Below are 17135 nucleotides of genomic sequence, written 5' to 3'. Positions count from 1 at the left end.
GGACGTTCACGCCTGCCCGGTGGGACCTCGTGCCGGGGGCGGGGCGTGCGGAAGGGCCGATGGCGGCGGCGAGGGACCTTGGGGCCGCCGGCACAGCCGCGTGTCACCCCGCATTGAAGCGTGTCGGTCCCGTCCGGACAACGGTTGTCCGGGTGCCGGTCCGAAGGGCGCGGGAGCCCGGCCGAAGCGCCCGGAAATGCCCCCGCCGAACGGTGAGGGAACGGACACCCGCCGTAGCGGCGGCTCCCTGCCGGACCCTCCTGCGACGGGCCGGGCACCGGGCCGCCGCCCGGGCGCGGGAGCGGGCCCGCGCCGCCCCTCCGGCGGCCCCGGTTGTCCGTGCCCGCCAGTAGGGTGGGCGGCATGGCAGACCCCTCCAGCTACCGCCCCAAGCCGGGACAGATCCCCGACTCGCCAGGGGTCTACAAGTTCCGCGACGCGCACCGCCGGGTGATCTACGTCGGCAAGGCGAAGAGTCTGCGGCAGCGGCTGGCCAACTACTTCCAGGACCTGGCGGGTCTGCATCCGCGCACCCGCACGATGGTCACGACCGCGGCGTCCGTGGAGTGGACGGTCGTCTCCACGGAGGTGGAGGCGCTCCAGCTGGAGTACTCCTGGATCAAGGAGTTCGACCCCCGGTTCAACGTCAAGTACCGGGACGACAAGAGCTACCCGTACCTCGCGGTGACCATGAACGAGGAGTTCCCGCGGGTCCAGGTGATGCGCGGCGCCAAGAAGAAGGGCGTGCGCTACTTCGGCCCGTACGCGCACGCGTGGGCGATCCGCGAGACGGTCGACCTGATGCTCCGGGTCTTCCCGGTGCGCACCTGCTCCGCCGGGGTCTTCAAGAACGCGGAGCGCACCGGCAGGCCATGCCTGCTGGGCTACATCGGCAAGTGCTCCGCGCCCTGTGTCGGCAGGACCGGCGCCGGCGAGCACCGCGAACTGGCCGAGGATTTCTGCGACTTCATGGCCGGCCGCACCGGCACGTACATCCGCCGCCTGGAGAAGGACATGATGGTGGCGGCCGAGGACATGGAGTACGAGCGGGCCGCCCGGCTGCGGGACGACATAGAGGCCCTGAAGCGCGCCATGGAGAAGAACGCGGTGGTGCTGGCCGACGCCACCGACGCGGACCTGATCGCGGTCGCCGAGGACGAGCTGGAGGCCGCCGTCCAGATCTTCCACGTCCGCGGCGGGCGGGTGCGCGGACAGCGCGGCTGGGTCACCGACAAGGTCGAGGCCGTCGACACGTCAGGCCTCGTGGAGCACGCGCTCCAGCAGCTGTACGGGGAGGAGAGCGGCGACGCCGTCCCCAAGGAGGTGCTCGTCCCCGCCCTGCCCGAGGACCTCGCCGCGGTCACCCAGTGGCTCAGCGACCGCCGGGGCTCGGCCGTGTCGCTGCGCATCCCGCAGCGCGGCGACAAGAAGGACCTGATGGCGACGGTCGGGCGCAATGCCCAGCAGGCCCTCGTCCTGCACAAGACCAAGCGCGCGAGCGATCTGACGACCCGCTCCCGGGCCCTGGAGGAGATCGCGGAGGCGCTCGACCTGGACTCGGCGCCGCTGCGGATCGAGTGCTTCGACATCTCGCACCTGCAGGGCGAGGACGTGGTCGCGTCCATGGTGGTGTTCGAGGACGGCCTGCCCCGCAAGAGCGAGTACCGGCGCTTCCAGATCAAGGGCTTCGAGGGCCAGGACGACGTCCGCTCGATGCACGAGGTGATCAGCCGGCGCTTCCGGCGGTATCTCGCCGAGCGGGAGAAGACCGGCGAGTGGGCCGTCCCGGAGGACGGCGAGGCCGTGACGGGCGGGGAGGTGCCGGCGGCCACGGGGGACGACGGCAGGCCCAAGCGGTTCGCCTACCCGCCGCAGCTGGTGCTCGTCGACGGCGGGCAGCCGCAGGTCGCGGCGGCCCGGCGGGCCCTGGACGAGCTGGGCATCGACGACGTCGCCGTCGCCGGCATCGCCAAGCGCATGGAGGAGGTGTGGCTGCCGGGGGAGGACGACCCGGTCGTGCTGCCCCGCTCCAGCGAAGGGCTGTACCTCATCCAGCGGGTGCGCGACACCGCTCACGACTTCGCGATCCGCTACCAGCGCTCCAAGCGCACCAAGCGGCTGCGGACCAGCCCGCTGGACTCCGTGCCGGGCCTGGGGGAGGCTCGCAAGCAGGCGCTGATCAAGCACTTCGGCTCGGTGAAGCGGCTCCGGCAGGCGACCGTCGAGCAGATCTGCGAGGTCCCGGGCTTCGGCAGGAAGACCGCCGAGTCCGTGGCCGTTGCCCTGGCGCAGGCCGCGCCGGCCGCCCCGGCGGTCAACATGGCGACAGGCGAGATCATTGAAGAGGAAGACGGGGCAGCAGTGACGGAAGGGAACGGGGGAACCACGGAATGACCGAGCGGAACAGACGAGAACACGGAGCAGGAGACGTGAGTACGGGCACGACCGAGGCCGGGCAGGCCGCAGAGGCGGCCATCCCCGAGCTGGTGATCATCTCCGGAATGTCGGGCGCCGGCCGCAGCACCGCGGCGAAGTGCCTGGAGGACCTCGGCTGGTTCGTCGTGGACAACCTGCCGCCCGCGCTGATCCCCACCATGGTGGAGCTCGGCGCACGTTCCCAGGGCAACGTCGCCCGGATCGCCGTCGTCGTGGACGTCCGCGGCCGGCGGTTCTTCGACAACCTCCGCGAGTCGCTCGCGGACCTCGACGCCAAGCAGGTCACCCGCCGGATCGTCTTCCTGGAGTCGTCCGACGAGGCCCTGGTGCGCCGTTTCGAGTCCGTGCGCCGCCCGCACCCGCTGCAGGGCGACGGCCGGATCGTCGACGGCATCGCCGCCGAGCGGGACCTCCTGCGGGAGCTGCGCGGCGACGCCGACCTCGTGATCGACACCTCCAGCCTCAACGTCCACGAGCTGCGCGCCAAGATGGACGCCCAGTTCGCCGGCGACGAGGAGCCGGAGCTGCGGGCCACGGTGATGTCGTTCGGGTACAAGTACGGCCTGCCCGTCGACGCCGACCTGGTGGTGGACTGCCGCTTCCTGCCCAACCCGCACTGGGTCCCCGAGCTGCGCCCCTTCACCGGCCTGAACGAGGAGGTGTCGGGCTATGTGTTCGACCAGCCCGGGGCCAAGGAGTTCCTCAACCAGTACACCGAGCTGCTGCAGCTGATCGCGGCGGGCTACCGCCGCGAGGGCAAGCGGTACGTGACGATCGCCGTGGGCTGCACGGGCGGCAAGCACCGCTCCGTCGCGATGTCCGAGAAGCTCGCCGCCCGGCTCGGCACCGAGGGGATCGAGACCGTCGTCGTCCACCGGGACATGGGGCGCGAGTGACCGCACGCAATCTCCGGCTGCGGCGGCTGCGGGGCAGTGACGCGCTCCGCACCGGCCGCAGACGCGGCACCCAGCCCAAGGTCGTCGCGCTCGGCGGCGGCATGGGTCTCTCGGCGTCCCTCGCGGCGCTGCGCCGCATCACGGGCGACCTCACCGCTGTCGTCACCGTCGCGGACGACGGGGGCTCCAGCGGGCGGCTCCGCAAGGAGCTCGGGGTGCTTCCGCCCGGCGATCTCCGCAAGGCGCTCGCGGCGCTGTGCGGGGACGACGACTGGGGCCAGACCTGGTCCCGGGTCATCCAGCACCGCTTCCAGTCCCAGGGCGAGCTGCACGAGCACGCCGTCGGCAATCTGCTGATCGTCGCGCTGTGGGAACAGCTCGGCGACCATGTGCAGGCCCTGGACCTGGTCGGCAGGCTGCTCGGCGCCCACGGCCGGGTGCTGCCGATGTCCGCCGTGCCGCTGGAGCTCCAGGCCCTGGTCAAGGGGCACGATCCGGCGCGCCCCGACGAGGTGGGCACGGTCCGCGGCCAGGCCACCGTCGCTCTGACGCGGGGCGAGGTGCAGTCCGTGCACCTGGTGCCGAACGATCCGCCGGCCGTCCCGGAGGCCGTCGAGGCCGTACTGGACGCGGACTGGGTGGTCCTCGGCCCCGGCTCCTGGTTCTCCTCGGTGATCCCGCACCTCCTCGTGCCCGAGCTGCTGGACGCGCTCGTCGAGACCAAGGCCCGGCGGGTCCTCTCGCTCAACCTGGCCCCGCAGCCCGGTGAAACGGAGGGCTTCTCTCCGCAGCGTCATTTGGAGGTTTTGGGGCGACACGCCCCTAAACTCGCCCTGGACGTGGTGCTGGCCGACGAGGCCGCCGTGCCCGACCGCGAGTCCCTCGCCGACGCGGCGAAGAGGCTCGGTGCGGCGGTCGAGCTGGCGCCCGTGGCGAGACCCGACGGGGCTCCGACGCACGATCCGGAGCTGTTGGCCGCCGCGTACGACCGTATTTTTCGGATGCATGGAAGGATCGGCCCATGGCGATGACGGCAGCGGTGAAGGACGAGATCTCCCGGCTCCCCGTCACCCGGACCTGCTGCAGAAAGGCGGAGGTCTCGGCGATCCTGCGGTTCGCGGGCGGGCTGCACCTGGTGAGCGGCCGCATCGTGATCGAGGCGGAGCTGGACACGGGCATCGCGGCACGCAGGCTCCGCAAGGACATCCTGGAGATCTTCGGGCACTCCTCCGACCTCGTGGTGATGGCTCCCGGCGGGCTGCGGCGCGGTTCCCGCTACGTGGTGCGCGTCGTGGCGGGAGGCGACCAGCTGGCCCGCCAGACCGGGCTGGTCGACGGCCGGGGACGCCCCATCCGAGGGCTGCCGCCGCAGGTCGTCTCCGGCGCCACGTGCGACGCGGAGGCCGCCTGGCGCGGTGCCTTCCTCGCCCACGGCTCGCTGACCGAGCCCGGCCGCTCCTCCTCGCTGGAGGTGACCTGCCCGGGCCCGGAGGCCGCGCTGGCGCTGGTAGGTGCCGCCCGCCGGCTCTCCATCGCAGCGAAGGCCCGTGAGGTGCGCGGAGTGGACCGGGTCGTCGTGCGCGACGGCGACGCGATCGGTGCGCTGCTGACCCGGCTGGGCGCGCACGAGTCCGTCCTGGCCTGGGAGGAGCGGCGGATGCGCCGTGAGGTCCGGGCCACCGCCAACCGGCTGGCCAACTTCGACGACGCCAATCTGCGCCGCTCGGCGAGGGCCGCGGTCGCCGCGGGCGCGCGGGTGCAGCGGGCGCTGGAGATCCTGGGCGAGGAGGTCCCGGAGCACCTCGCGGCGGCGGGCCGGCTCCGCATGGAGCACAAGCAGGCGTCGCTGGAGGAGCTGGGTGCGCTGGCGGACCCGCCGCTGACGAAGGACGCGGTCGCGGGCCGTATCCGCCGGCTGCTGGCGATGGCCGACAAGCGAGCCCAGGACCTCGGGATCCCGGGGACGGAGTCCAATCTGACGGAGGAGATGGCCGACGGCCTGGTGGGCTGAGCCCGTCCCGGCGGCCCGGCCCTGCGAGGGCCCGTTCGCCGGGGTCGTGTGCCGCGGGGCCGCGCGCGCCGGGGTCGCGTCCTCGCAGGCCCGCTCGTGCCGGGGACGCCGTCCTGCGCGCATCACGCCTCGCTCGGTGCCGTGGCCGTGTCCCGCGAGCACGCTCCTGCCGGGACGGTCCCGCGGGCACGGGTCCGCGCAGAACGCGTGACGCGTCGCCGCGTCCGCGAGCACGTCCCCGCCGTCCCGCGTGGTCGCGCCGGGAAACCCGCTGCGCAAGGCTCTCGGCCACGAGCCGTTCCGCGGCGCCGCGCCACAGAGCCGTGCGGCGGGTCTGCGTCACAAGAGCCCGCTCGCCGAAACCAGTCCCGCCCCCGCCTCCGTGCGTCACGGCCGGTCCGGCGTCCCCCTCAGGGCGTCGCAGCGTATCCGGCGTGCGCCGCCGGAGACCCCGTCCCGCCCGGTGTCCCCTTCCGTGCGTCACGGCCGGTCCGGCGTCCCCCTTCGGAGATCCCCGTCCGCCGTCCCCGCCTCCGGGGGCACGGCCCGTCACTGCCCCGGAGGGACCGGACCGCCGGACGGGTCCTTGCGCACCGTGCCCTGCGACGGGTCGTACGCGCGTTCCCCAACGTCCCCTTGCCGGGCTCCACTTGGACCCCACTGGGACAGCGAGGGCATCTTGACATGATCATGAACTGTCATGAGCCTGGCATCTGTTTTCTTTCGCGACAGACGAAAGCAAGGGGGGCCAATGAGACGAAGAGCGAGATCGATCCTCGCCGCTACCTCACTCCTGATGGCCGGTCTGGCCGCCGCGCCGCTCGCCCGGGCGGACGGGAGCGCGGACGGTGCCGGACTCTCCGTGTGGCAGGCCGAAGTCACCAAGGAACAGGTGCCACTGCTCCTCCAGGCCGGCGCCGACGGTCATGAACTGACCGAGCAGGTACCGGCCAAGGGCACCGCCACGGTCGAGGTGTTCCTCACCGACGACCAGGCGGGCGCGCTCCGCGACAAGGGCGTGAGCCTCACCGAGCACACCGTGTCCGGCGCCGCGAAGAAGCGCGTCGCCGCCGCCGGGGACGGTGTCTTCCGGCCGTACAGCGGGGAGGGCGGCCTCCAGGAGGAGATCCTCGCCGTCGCCGCCGCCAACCCGTCGATCACCAAGGTCGTCAGCATCGGCAAGACCGTGCAGGGCAAGGACATCCTCGCCCTCAAGCTGACCAAGGGCGCGAAGAAGTACCGGGACGGCGCCAAGCCGTCCACCCTCTACATGTCCAACCAGCACGCCCGCGAGTGGATCACCCCGGAGATGACCCGGCGGCTGCTCCACCACTATGTGGACGGCTACGGCAAGGACCGGCGCATCACCCGGATCGTGGACGGCACGGAGCTGTGGTTCCTGCTCTCCGCCAATCCGGACGGCTACGACTTCACCCACGCCGCCGACAGCAACCGCCTCTGGCGCAAGAACCTGCGCGACAACAACGGCGACGGCCGGATCACCACCGGCGACGGCGTCGACCTGAACCGCAACTTCGCCTACAAGTGGGGCTACGACAACGAGGGTTCGTCCCCCAACGCCGCCAGCGAGACCTACCGCGGCTCCGGCCCCTCCTCCGAGCCCGAGACCGTCGCCGTGGACCGCTTCCAGAAGCGCATCGGCTTCGAGTACGGCATCAACTACCACTCGGCCGCCGAACTGCTGCTGTACGGCGTGGGCTGGCAGGTCGCCACCCCCACCCCGGACGACGTGCTCTACAAGGCGCTGGCGGGCACCCCGGACAACCCGGCCGTCCCCGGCTACTACCCCCAGGTCTCCTCGGAGCTCTACACCACCAACGGGGAGGCCGACGGCCACGCGGCGAACGTCAACGGGACGATGATGTTCACCCCGGAGATGACGACCTGCCAGACCGCCTCGGCCGTCGACCCGAACGACCAGTGGCGGCCCGAGGACTGCCGCTCCGGCTTCAACTTCCCCGACGACGAGAAGCTGATCCAGGCGGAGTTCGCCAAGAACGTCGAATTCGCGCTGTCCGTCGCCGAGACCGCCGTCCACCCCGACCAGCCGTCGTCCCCGGTCGGGCTGGAGGCACCCGACTTCACCGTGGACCCGTTCACCACCTCCTACGCGCGCGGCGGCGACCAGGAGGTCTCCGTCATCGCCCGCAAGTCCCTGCGGGACAAGGAGCTCAAGTACCGCGTCAACGGCGGCCGTACCCACGACATGGCCCTCCGGCCGTGGAAGGGCGGCGAGACGTACGGCGGTGAGGACAACATCCGCTTCGACCAGTACCGCGCCGAGGTCAAGGACGGCGACGTCGGCGACCGGGTCGAGGTCTGGTTCACCGGCGAGACCAGAAGCGGCAAGCGCACCTCCAGCGAGCACTTCACCTACACCGTCGCGGCCCGGCCCAAGGCCGACACCGTGGTCGTGGCGGAGGAGGGCGCGCCGGCCCAGCACGCCCAGACCTACGTCGACGCGCTCCGGGCCAACGGCCGCAAGGCCGTCGTCTGGGACGTCGCCACCCAGGGCGCCCCGCACCCGCTCGGCGTCCTCGGACACTTCTCCACCGCGGTCCACCACACCGGCGCGCAGGCGCCCGGCGGACCCACCCAGCTCGCCCTGCGCGACTTCCTCAACGAGGGCGGCAAGCTGATCGAGGCCGGGGAGCTGGCCGGCGGCAACGCGCAGGTCGGCCGGGCCGCGACCAACGACTTCAGCCAGTACTGGCTGGGGGCGTACGGCCGTGCCTCGGCGCCCGGCGCCACCGGGTTCGCCGGCGCGGGAAAACTCACCGGATCCGGCGGGCCCCTGTCCGGGGCCCCCGGGAACCCGCTGAACGCGCCCGGTGCGTACACGGTCACCTCCGACACCCTGCCGGCCGCGCAGTTCCCGCAGTTCGCGAGCGCCCAGGGGGGCCGCTACGGCGGGGTGACCAACCCCTACGCCCCGTACGCCGGCTCGTCGATGGCCTCCGCGACCCACGAGGACAACGACTGGAAGCGGCTCACCCGGACCGTCGACCTCACCGGGGTCACCGCGGCCGACAGGCCGCAGCTGAGGCTCGCGCTCAACTGGAACACCGAGCCGGGCTACGACCACGCGGTCATGGAGGCCCGCACGGCCGGCGGCGAGGACTGGACGACGCTCCCCGACGAGGGAGGGCTCAGCGGCACCGCGGTTCCGGAGGAGTGCGAGGCCGGGTACTTCCTCAACGGGCACCCCTTCCTGCGCCACTACCTCACCCTGGGCTCCGGCGGCTGCACCGCGACCGGATCCAGTGGCACGTGGAACAGCTTCACCGGCTCCTCCGCCGGCTGGAAGCAGGTGTCCTTCGACCTGAGCGCCTACGCCGGCAAGCGGGTCGAGCTCTCCCTCGCCTACGTCACCGACCCGGGCAGCGGCGGACGCGGTGTGTTCGCCGACAACGCCGCCCTGGTCGTCGGCGGATCGGAGAGGGAGAGCGAGGGCTTCGAGACCTCGCTCGGGCCGTGGACCACACCGGGCGCACCGGAGGGCAGCCCCGCGCTCGGTGGTGACTGGGCGCGCACAGGTGAGCTGTTCGTCTCGTACGCGGCCGTCACCACCCGGGACACGGTCCTGCTGGGCTTCGGCCTGGAGCACGTCACCGCGCCCGCGGACCGCAACGCACTGGTCCGCAAGGCGCTCGCCGCGCTCCGTCGCTGACACTGCGTAGTCGCCGAAAAGCGCCGGTGGCCCGTACTTGCCGGTAGGTACGGGCCACCGGTTTTCGGCTCGATCCGGGGGCGTGCTCGATGCCACTCCGGCTGCCCCGGGGAGGTAGGGTCGTAAGCGGTCGGGGACATCCCATATCAGCTCGCCGGCGTCGAAACCGGCGTACCACTGAGGAGATCGGTTCGTGACGATCCGCGTAGGCATCAACGGCTTTGGCCGCATCGGTCGTAATTACTTCCGCGCGCTGCTGGAGCAGGGTGCAGACATCGAGATCGTGGCTGTCAACGACCTGGGTGACACCGCGACCACCGCTCACCTGTTGAAGTACGACACCATCCTCGGCCGTCTGAAGGCCGAGGTCAGCCACACCGAAGACACCATCACCGTCGACGGCCACACCATCAAGGTGCTCTCCGAGCGCAACCCCGCCGACATTCCGTGGGGTGAGCTCGGCGTCGACATCGTCATCGAGTCCACCGGCATCTTCACGAAGAAGGCGGACGCCGAGAAGCACATCGCCGGCGGCGCCAAGAAGGTCCTCATCTCGGCTCCGGCCACCGATGAGGACATCACCATCGTGATGGGTGTGAACCAGGACAAGTACGACCCTGCGAAGCACAACGTGGTCTCCAACGCCTCCTGCACCACCAACTGCGTGGCCCCGATGGCCAAGGTCCTCGACGAGAACTTCGGCATCGTCAAGGGCATGATGACGACGGTCCACGCCTACACCAACGACCAGCGCATCCTCGACTTCCCGCACAAGGACCTGCGCCGCGCCCGCGCCGCCGCGGAGAACATCATCCCGACCTCGACGGGTGCCGCGAAGGCCACCGCCCTGGTCCTCCCGCAGCTCAAGGGCAAGCTGGACGGCATCGCCATGCGCGTCCCGGTCCCGACCGGCTCCGTCACCGACCTCGTCCTCGAGCTGGACCGCGAGGTCACCAGGGACGAGATCAACTCCGCCTTCCAGAAGGCCTCCGAGGGCCAGCTGAAGGGGATCCTGGAGTACACCGAGGACCCGATCGTCTCCTCGGACATCGTGAACTGGCCGGCTTCCTGCACCTTCGACTCGAAGCTGACCATGGTCCAGGGCAAGCAGGTCAAGGTCGTCGGCTGGTACGACAACGAGTGGGGCTACTCCAACCGCCTCGTCGACCTCACGGTCTTCGTCGGCAACCAGCTCTGATCGCCTCCCCGGCGACAACAAGCACCTCGATGTGAGCGGAGCAGGGCTCGGGCAGCGCAACGGCGCGCTGCGCGGGCCCTGTGGTGTGTCCCCGACCTCCCCTAGGAGCCAACAAAGCATGAAGACGATCGACGAACTCCTCGCCGAAGGCGTCTCCGGCAAGCGGGTCTTCGTCCGCGCCGACCTGAACGTGCCCCTCGACGGCACCGCGATCACCGACGACGGCCGCATCCGCGCCGTGCTGCCGACCGTGAAGGCCCTCGCCGCCGCGGGCGCCCGGGTCGTCGTCGCCTCGCACCTCGGCCGCCCGAAGGGCGCCCCGGACCCGGCCTACTCGCTCGCCCCGGCCGCCGCCCGGCTCGGCGAACTCCTCGGCGCTGAGGTGGCGTTCGCGACCGACACCGTCGGCGAGTCCGCCCGCGCCACCGTCGCCGGCCTCGGCGACGGCGACGTCGCCGTACTGGAGAACCTGCGCTTCAACCCCGGGGAGACGTCCAAGGACGACGCCGAGCGCGGTGCCTTCGCCGACGAGCTGGCCTCCCTCGCCGACCTGTACGTCGGCGACGGCTTCGGGGCGGTCCACCGCAAGCACGCCTCGGTGTACGACCTTCCGGCCCGGCTGCCGCACGCCGCCGGCTACCTCGTCGTCGCCGAGGTCGGGGTGCTGAGGAAGCTCACCCAGGAGGTCAAGCGGCCGTACGTGGTCGTCCTCGGCGGCGCCAAGGTCTCCGACAAGCTCGCCGTCATCGACTCGCTGCTGGACAAGGCCGACCGCCTGCTGATCGGCGGCGGCATGGCGTACACCTTCCTCAAGGCCAAGGGCTACGAGGTCGGCATCTCCCTCCTCCAGGAGGACCAGGTCCCGGCGGTGAAGGAGTACATGGAGCGGGCCGAGAAGAACGGCGTCGAACTGGTGCTGCCGGTCGACGTCCTCGCCTCGGGCGAGTTCCCGGACCTCAAGACCAAGGCGCCCGCCGAGTACGTCACGGTGGACGCTGACCGGATCCCCGCCGACAAGGAGGGACTGGACATCGGCCCGAGGACGCGCGAGCTGTACGCGTCCAAGATCGCCGACGCCGCCACGGTGTTCTGGAACGGCCCGCTGGGCGTCTTCGAGCACCCCGACTACGCGGGCGGCACCAGTGCCATCGCCCAGGCACTCGTGGACAGCAAGGCCTTCACCGTCGTCGGCGGTGGCGACTCGGCGGCCGCTGTCCGCACCCTGGGCTTCGACGAAAACGCATTCGGCCACATCTCGACCGGTGGCGGCGCGAGCCTCGAGTACCTCGAGGGCAAGACGCTTCCCGGCCTCGCAGCACTGGAGGACTGAACCCCCTATGAGCACCCGCACCCCGCTGATGGCGGGCAACTGGAAGATGAACCTCAACCACCTCGAGGCCATCGCGCACGTCCAGAAGCTCGCTTTCGCCCTGACCGACAAGGACTACGACGCCGTGGACGTCGCGGTCCTGCCCCCCTTCACCGACCTGCGCTCCGTGCAGACCCTGGTGGACGGCGACAAGCTGAAGATCACCTATGGCGCCCAGGACCTCTCGGCGCACGACTCCGGCGCGTACACCGGTGAGATCTCCGGCGTCATGCTCGCCAAGCTGAAGTGCACCTACGCGGTCGTCGGTCACTCCGAGCGACGCCAGTACCACGCCGAGTCCGACGAGCTGTGCAACGCCAAGGTGAAGGCCGCGTTCCGGCACGGTCTGACCCCGATCCTCTGCGTCGGCGAGGGCCTCGACGTCCGCAAGGCCGGCCAGCAGGTCCAGTACACGCTGAACCAGATCGACGGCGGCCTGAAGGACGTCACGGCCGAGCAGGCCGAGACCCTCGTCGTCGCCTACGAGCCCGTCTGGGCCATCGGCACCGGCGAGGTCGCCACCCCCGAGGACGCCCAGGAGGTCTGCGGGGCCATCCGCGGCCGGCTGGCCGAGCTGTACGGCCAGGAGGTGGCCGACAAGGTCCGGATCCAGTACGGCGGCTCGGTGAAGGCGAACAACGTGGCGGCGATCATGGCCCAGCCGGACGTCGACGGCGCCCTGGTCGGCGGCGCGTCCCTCGACGTGGACGAGTTCGTCAGGATCGTGCGTTTCCGGGACCAGTGAGCGGACGGTAGCGCCGTCCGTCCTCCCCGTCACCCTGGGTGAGGAGGGTCCGGTCCGCGGCGAGGGTCGTGGAAATGGGTAACCTCGTCGTACGCTTGCGGGGGCCGTGGCTTGCGGGCCCGGCCCCCGTTTTCTTGATCAGTTGTTCAGTCTGATTCTTTCGTCCGAGGAAGTTGGTCCAGCCGTGGTTATGGGGTTCTCGATCGCCCTGATCGTCTTCAGCCTGCTGCTGATGCTGCTGGTGCTGATGCACAAGGGGAAGGGCGGCGGCCTCTCCGACATGTTCGGTGGCGGTATGCAGTCGTCCGTCGGCGGCTCCTCGGTCGCCGAGCGCAACCTGGACCGCATCACCATCGTGGTCGGCCTGATGTGGTTCGCGTGCATTGTCGTACTTGCCCTGCTGATGAAGCTGGGCGGCTGAGCCATCAAGAGCGTCCCGGGGGTGGGGGTGTAACTCCAATCACTGGACGAGCGTTGGGCCTTACGTAGACTGGGGCATCTTCGAGCACCATCACGCAGGGAGTTACGACCGTGGCAAGTGGCAACGCGATCCGGGGAAGCCGGGTCGGGGCGGGGCCGATGGGGGAGGCAGAGCGGGGCGAGTCCGCGCCGCGTCTCCGCGTCTCCTTCTGGTGCTCGAACGGGCACGAGACGCAGCCGAGCTTCGCCAGTGACGCGCAGGTTCCGGACAGCTGGGACTGCCCGCGCTGCGGGTTCCCGGCCGGCCAGGACCGGGACAACCCGCCGGACCCGCCGCGTACCGAGCCGTACAAGACGCATCTGGCGTACGTGCGCGAGCGGCGCAGCGACGCGGACGGCGAGGCGATCCTCGCCGAGGCGCTCGCGAAGCTCCGGGGCGAGATCTGAGCAGCTGATGCCGGGCCCGGCCGGCGGTGGGACCCCATGGTCCGCCGCCGGCCGGGCCCGGTGCGTTTCGCCCGCACGCCGTTGCGTCGCGCCGCCCGCCCTCACGATCAACTAGGTTGGTGGGGCAGCGGGGCACGCAGTCAGGTACGAGAAGAAGTGGGCTGAAGATGAACGCAATCCGGCTCAACCGGAGGCCCGAGTGGGCTGCTCTGACCAAGCACCGTGAGCAGATGGCGGACACGCATCTGCGGGAGTTGTTCGCCGCCGACCCCGAGCGCGGCAGCCGGTACACCCTGCGGGCCGGCGATCTGCATCTCGACTACTCCAAGCACCGGGTGACCGACGAGACGCTGGCGCTGCTGCGCGACCTCGCCGCCGCCACCGGTGTCGCGGAGCTGCGGGACGCCATGTTCCGCGGCGAGAAGATCAACATCACGGAGGACCGGGCGGTGCTGCACATCGCGCTCCGGGCACCCCGTGACGCGGTCATCGAGGTCGACGGCGAGAACGTGGTGCCCGCCGTGCACGCCGTGCTCGACAGGATGAGCGCCTTCGCCGAGCAGATCCGTTCGGGCCGCTGGACCGGCCACACCGGGAAGCCCGTCAAGAACATCGTCAACGTCGGCATCGGCGGCTCCGACCTCGGCCCCGCGATGGCCTACGAGGCGCTGCGCGCCTACACCGCACGGGATCTGACGTTCCGTTTCGTCTCGAACGTGGACGGGGCCGATCTGTACGAGGCGGTCCACGACCTCGACCCCGCGGAGACGCTGTTCGTCATCGCCTCCAAGACGTTCACCACCGTCGAGACCATCACCAACGCCACCACCGCCCGCGACTGGCTCCTGAGCGGGCTCGGCGCGGGCCAGGAGGCCGTGGCCAAGCACTTCGTCGCGCTGTCCACCAACGCGGAGAAGGTCGCCGACTTCGGCATCGACACGGCGAACATGTTCGAGTTCTGGGACTGGGTCGGCGGCCGCTACTCGTACGACTCGGCGATCGGCCTCTCGCTGATGATCGCCATCGGCCCGGAGCGCTTCCGCGAGATGCTCGACGGGTTCCACCTCGTCGACGAGCACTTCCGCACGGCCCCGCCGGAGCAGAACGCGCCGATGCTGATGGGACTTCTCGGCATCTGGTACGACGACTTCTTCGACGCCCAGTCGCACGCGGTCCTGCCGTACTCGCACTATCTGAGCAAGTTCACGGCGTATCTGCAGCAGTTGGACATGGAGTCGAACGGCAAGTCCGTCGACCGCGAGGGCGAGCCCGTCGACTGGCAGACGGGGCCCGTCGTCTGGGGCACGCCGGGCACCAACGGGCAGCACGCCTACTACCAGTTGATCCACCAGGGCACCAAGCTCGTTCCGGCCGACTTCATCGGCTTCGCCGATCCCGTCGACGAACTGCCGGCCGGGCCGGCGGGCCATCACGACCTGCTGATGGCCAACTTCTTCGCCCAGACCCAGGCGCTGGCCTTCGGCAAGACCCCGGAGGAGGTACGGGCGGAGGGCGTGCCGGAGGAACTGGTTCCGCACAAGACGTTCCGCGGCAACCACCCGACCACCACCATCCTCGCCGGGAAGCTGACGCCCTCCGTCCTCGGCCAGCTCGTCGCGCTCTACGAGCACAAGGTCTTCGTCCAGGGCGCCGTCTGGAACATCGACTCCTTCGACCAGTGGGGCGTCGAACTCGGCAAGGTCCTGGCCAAGCGCCTGGAGCCCGTCCTCACCGAGGGCCGCGGCGGCGAGGACCTCGACAGCTCCACCGCGGCGCTGGTGTCCGCGTACCGCACGCTGCGCGGCCGGAGCCCGCTGGACGGCGGGGCGTAGGGGCGGCGAACCGATGACGGGGGAGGGGACCGTGCGGCTGAGGCCGCCGAACAACGCGCTGAACGAACGGGCCGTCACCTGGTGGCGGTCGCAGTGCCTGCTGACGACGGCGGTGCCGGTGGCGGTGCTCGCCGTCCTCGGCGCGTTCATCGGGCCCGCCAGGACCTGGCTGTGGTTCGCGGCCGGGGCCCTGGCGGTGCTGGGCCTGGCCGGCACGGCCTTCCTCCCCTCCTGGTGGTACCGGGTCCACCGCTGGGAGGTCACGGACGAGGCCGTGTACGTCCGCACGGGCGCCCTCTGGCAGGAGTGGCGGATCGCCCCGATGTCGCGGATCCAGACCGTCGACACCGTGCGCGGCCCGCTGGAACAGCTCTTCCGGCTGGCCACCGTCACCGTCACCACCGCCTCCTCCAAGGGCGCGCTCCGGATCGCGGGCCTGGACCACGAGGCCGCCGCCACACTGGCCGAGCAGCTGACGCGGATCACCCAGGCCACCCCCGGGGACGCCACATGAGCACCCCGGGCGGGCCGGACGAGGACTGGCGGGGGCTCGACCGGCGCACGGTGCTCGTCACGGCCGCCGTGATGGCGGGCGTGGCGGGCGGTGCCGGACTGCCCGTCCTGCTCGGTCTCGCCGGGAGCATGCCGTGGTGGCAGGCGCTCGGCTGGGTGCTCGCCGGGGCCCTGGTGCTCGTCGCCCTGGCCACGGGCGCGGACTGGCTGCGCTGGCGGCGCACGCGGTACCGCATCGGTCCCGAGCGCGCCGAACTGCACACCGGACTGCTGCTGGTGAAGCGGCGCTCCCTGGCGCGCGAACGCATTCGCACCGTCGATCTGACGGCCCATCCGCTACTGCGGATACTCGGCCTGGTCAAGGTGCGGATCGGCACCGGAGAACACACCGGGGGCGGGGAGTCCACCCTGGAACTCGACCCGGTCTCCCGGGCCGAGGGCGAGCGGCTGCGCCGGGAGCTGCTGGCCCGCGCCGCCGAGGAGGCACCGGAGGCGGACCGGGAAGGGACGCTGGCGGTCCTCGACCCCCGCTGGATCCGCTATGCGCCGGTCTCCTTCGTCGCCCCCCTGCTCGGCGGAGCGGCGGTCGGCGCGGTGATGCAGGTGAGCGAGTGGTTCGGGGTGCAGGCCCAGGTCATCGACTGGGTCGGGGAGCGGTTCCGGGACACCCCGCTGCTCTGGACGGTCGTGGTGCTGGCCGCACTCGCCCTGGTCGCCGGAGTCGTCGGAGCGCTCGGCCTCTGGCTGGAGATGTGGTTCGGCTACCGGCTGGAACGCGAGCCGGGCGGCACGCTGCGGGTCCGCCGGGGCCTGTTCACGTCCCGCTCGCTGTCGATCGAGGAGCGGCGGCTGCGGGGAGTGGAACTGGTCGAGCCCCTCGGAGTGCGGCTGTGCGGCGCCGCACGGGTGGACGCCGTGGCGACCGGCCTGGTCAAGGACGACGAGGACAAGAACGCCGACCACAGGACGCTGCTCCCGCCCGTGCCCGGGCCCGTGGCCGACGCCGTCGTGGCCCGGGTGCTGCGGGAGGGGGTCCCGCCGACGGGCGCGCACCTCACCGCGCATCCGCGTGCGGCGCGCTCGCGCAGACTGCGCTGGGCGCTCGCGGCGGCCCTCGTGCCGGTCCTGGTCCTCGTCGTGCTCGGGCTGTGCCTGACGGACGCCCTGCTGTACGCGGCCGCGGCGTGCGCGGCCGTGGCCTTGCCGCTCGCGGTGCTGCTGGCCCTGGACGCCTACCGGAGCCTGGGTCATGCGCTGGAAGGCGACTATCTGGTCGCCCGCTGCGGGACCGTCCGGCGGGGCACGGTGGCGCTGCGGCGCGGCGGTGTCATCGGCTGGACGCTGAAGCAGTCGTGGTTCCAGCGGCGTGCCGGGCTGCTCACCCTGACCGCGACGACGGCGGCGGGCGACGGCGCGTACCCGGTGTACGACGCCGACGGGCACGAGATCCTGGACTTCGCCGCCCGGGCGGTGCCGGGCCTGCTGGAGCCGTTCCTCGAACGGCCCGGCGACCCCGGCGCGCCGTCCGGCGGGTGAGCAGGACGGCGTACGGCCCGGTCCGCCGGGGAAGGGCGGAC

General features: G+C 71.4%; 13 protein-coding genes. All 13 read left to right on the top strand.

All coding sequences use genetic code 11. The annotated features are described in order from the left end of the window. The first annotated feature begins 363 nt into the window (after positions 1-363). The gene (gene uvrC / locus QRN89_RS07905; RefSeq protein WP_290348629.1) at positions 364-2394 is read left to right on the top strand and encodes an excinuclease ABC subunit UvrC; all 2031 of its coding nucleotides are present in this window, start codon (positions 364-366) and stop codon (positions 2392-2394) included. Beyond that, positions 2391-3332, top strand: a complete 942-nt coding sequence (gene rapZ, locus QRN89_RS07900; RefSeq protein WP_290348628.1) for an RNase adapter RapZ — start codon at positions 2391-2393, stop codon at positions 3330-3332. The genes uvrC and rapZ overlap by 4 nt, the downstream gene beginning before the upstream one ends. Continuing rightward, complete coding sequence (locus QRN89_RS07895; RefSeq protein ID WP_290348627.1) at positions 3329-4363, top strand: gluconeogenesis factor YvcK family protein; 1035 nt, start codon at positions 3329-3331, stop codon at positions 4361-4363. Before rapZ ends, QRN89_RS07895 begins: the two co-directional genes overlap by 4 nt. Further along, positions 4354-5343, top strand: a complete 990-nt coding sequence (whiA, locus tag QRN89_RS07890) for a DNA-binding protein WhiA (RefSeq protein ID WP_093653140.1) — start codon at positions 4354-4356, stop codon at positions 5341-5343. Before QRN89_RS07895 ends, whiA begins: the two co-directional genes overlap by 10 nt. Positions 5344-6094: 751 nt before the next feature. Beyond that, positions 6095-9034, top strand: a complete 2940-nt coding sequence (locus QRN89_RS07885) for a M14 family metallopeptidase (protein WP_290348626.1) — start codon at positions 6095-6097, stop codon at positions 9032-9034. 193 nt (positions 9035-9227) lie between these two features. Continuing rightward, entirely contained in the window at positions 9228-10232 is a 1005-nt protein-coding gene (gap, locus tag QRN89_RS07880; protein ID WP_290348625.1) for a type I glyceraldehyde-3-phosphate dehydrogenase, read from the top strand. Between the two features lie 118 nt (positions 10233-10350). Next, positions 10351-11562, top strand: coding sequence for a phosphoglycerate kinase (locus QRN89_RS07875; protein ID WP_290348624.1), 1212 nt, complete (start codon positions 10351-10353; stop codon positions 11560-11562). Between the two features lie 7 nt (positions 11563-11569). Further along, complete coding sequence (tpiA, locus tag QRN89_RS07870) at positions 11570-12346, top strand: triose-phosphate isomerase (protein ID WP_290348623.1); 777 nt, start codon at positions 11570-11572, stop codon at positions 12344-12346. Positions 12347-12536: 190 nt separating this feature from the next. After that, positions 12537-12767, top strand: a complete 231-nt coding sequence (gene secG, locus QRN89_RS07865; protein ID WP_017948797.1) for a preprotein translocase subunit SecG — start codon at positions 12537-12539, stop codon at positions 12765-12767. A 110-nt stretch (positions 12768-12877) separates the two neighbouring features. Further along, positions 12878-13213: an RNA polymerase-binding protein RbpA gene (locus tag QRN89_RS07860; RefSeq protein ID WP_290348622.1), complete on the top strand. Its 336-nt coding sequence runs from the start codon at positions 12878-12880 to the stop codon at positions 13211-13213. A 167-nt stretch (positions 13214-13380) separates the two neighbouring features. Beyond that, the gene (pgi, locus tag QRN89_RS07855) at positions 13381-15045 is read left to right on the top strand and encodes a glucose-6-phosphate isomerase (RefSeq protein ID WP_290348621.1); all 1665 of its coding nucleotides are present in this window, start codon (positions 13381-13383) and stop codon (positions 15043-15045) included. Between the two features lie 13 nt (positions 15046-15058). Next, the gene (locus QRN89_RS07850) at positions 15059-15559 is read left to right on the top strand and encodes a PH domain-containing protein (RefSeq protein WP_290348620.1); all 501 of its coding nucleotides are present in this window, start codon (positions 15059-15061) and stop codon (positions 15557-15559) included. Continuing rightward, the gene (locus tag QRN89_RS07845) at positions 15556-17094 is read left to right on the top strand and encodes a PH domain-containing protein (RefSeq protein ID WP_290348619.1); all 1539 of its coding nucleotides are present in this window, start codon (positions 15556-15558) and stop codon (positions 17092-17094) included. The genes QRN89_RS07850 and QRN89_RS07845 overlap by 4 nt, the downstream gene beginning before the upstream one ends. The last annotated feature ends 41 nt before the right edge of the window (positions 17095-17135 follow it).

The sequence above is a fragment of the Streptomyces sp. HUAS CB01 genome, assembly GCF_030406905.1.
In the GTDB taxonomy this organism is placed as follows: Bacteria; Actinomycetota; Actinomycetes; order Streptomycetales; family Streptomycetaceae; genus Streptomyces; species Streptomyces chengbuensis.
The sequence above is the reverse complement of the archived record's forward strand: the minus strand, read 5'-3'. Positions and strand labels throughout refer to the sequence as shown.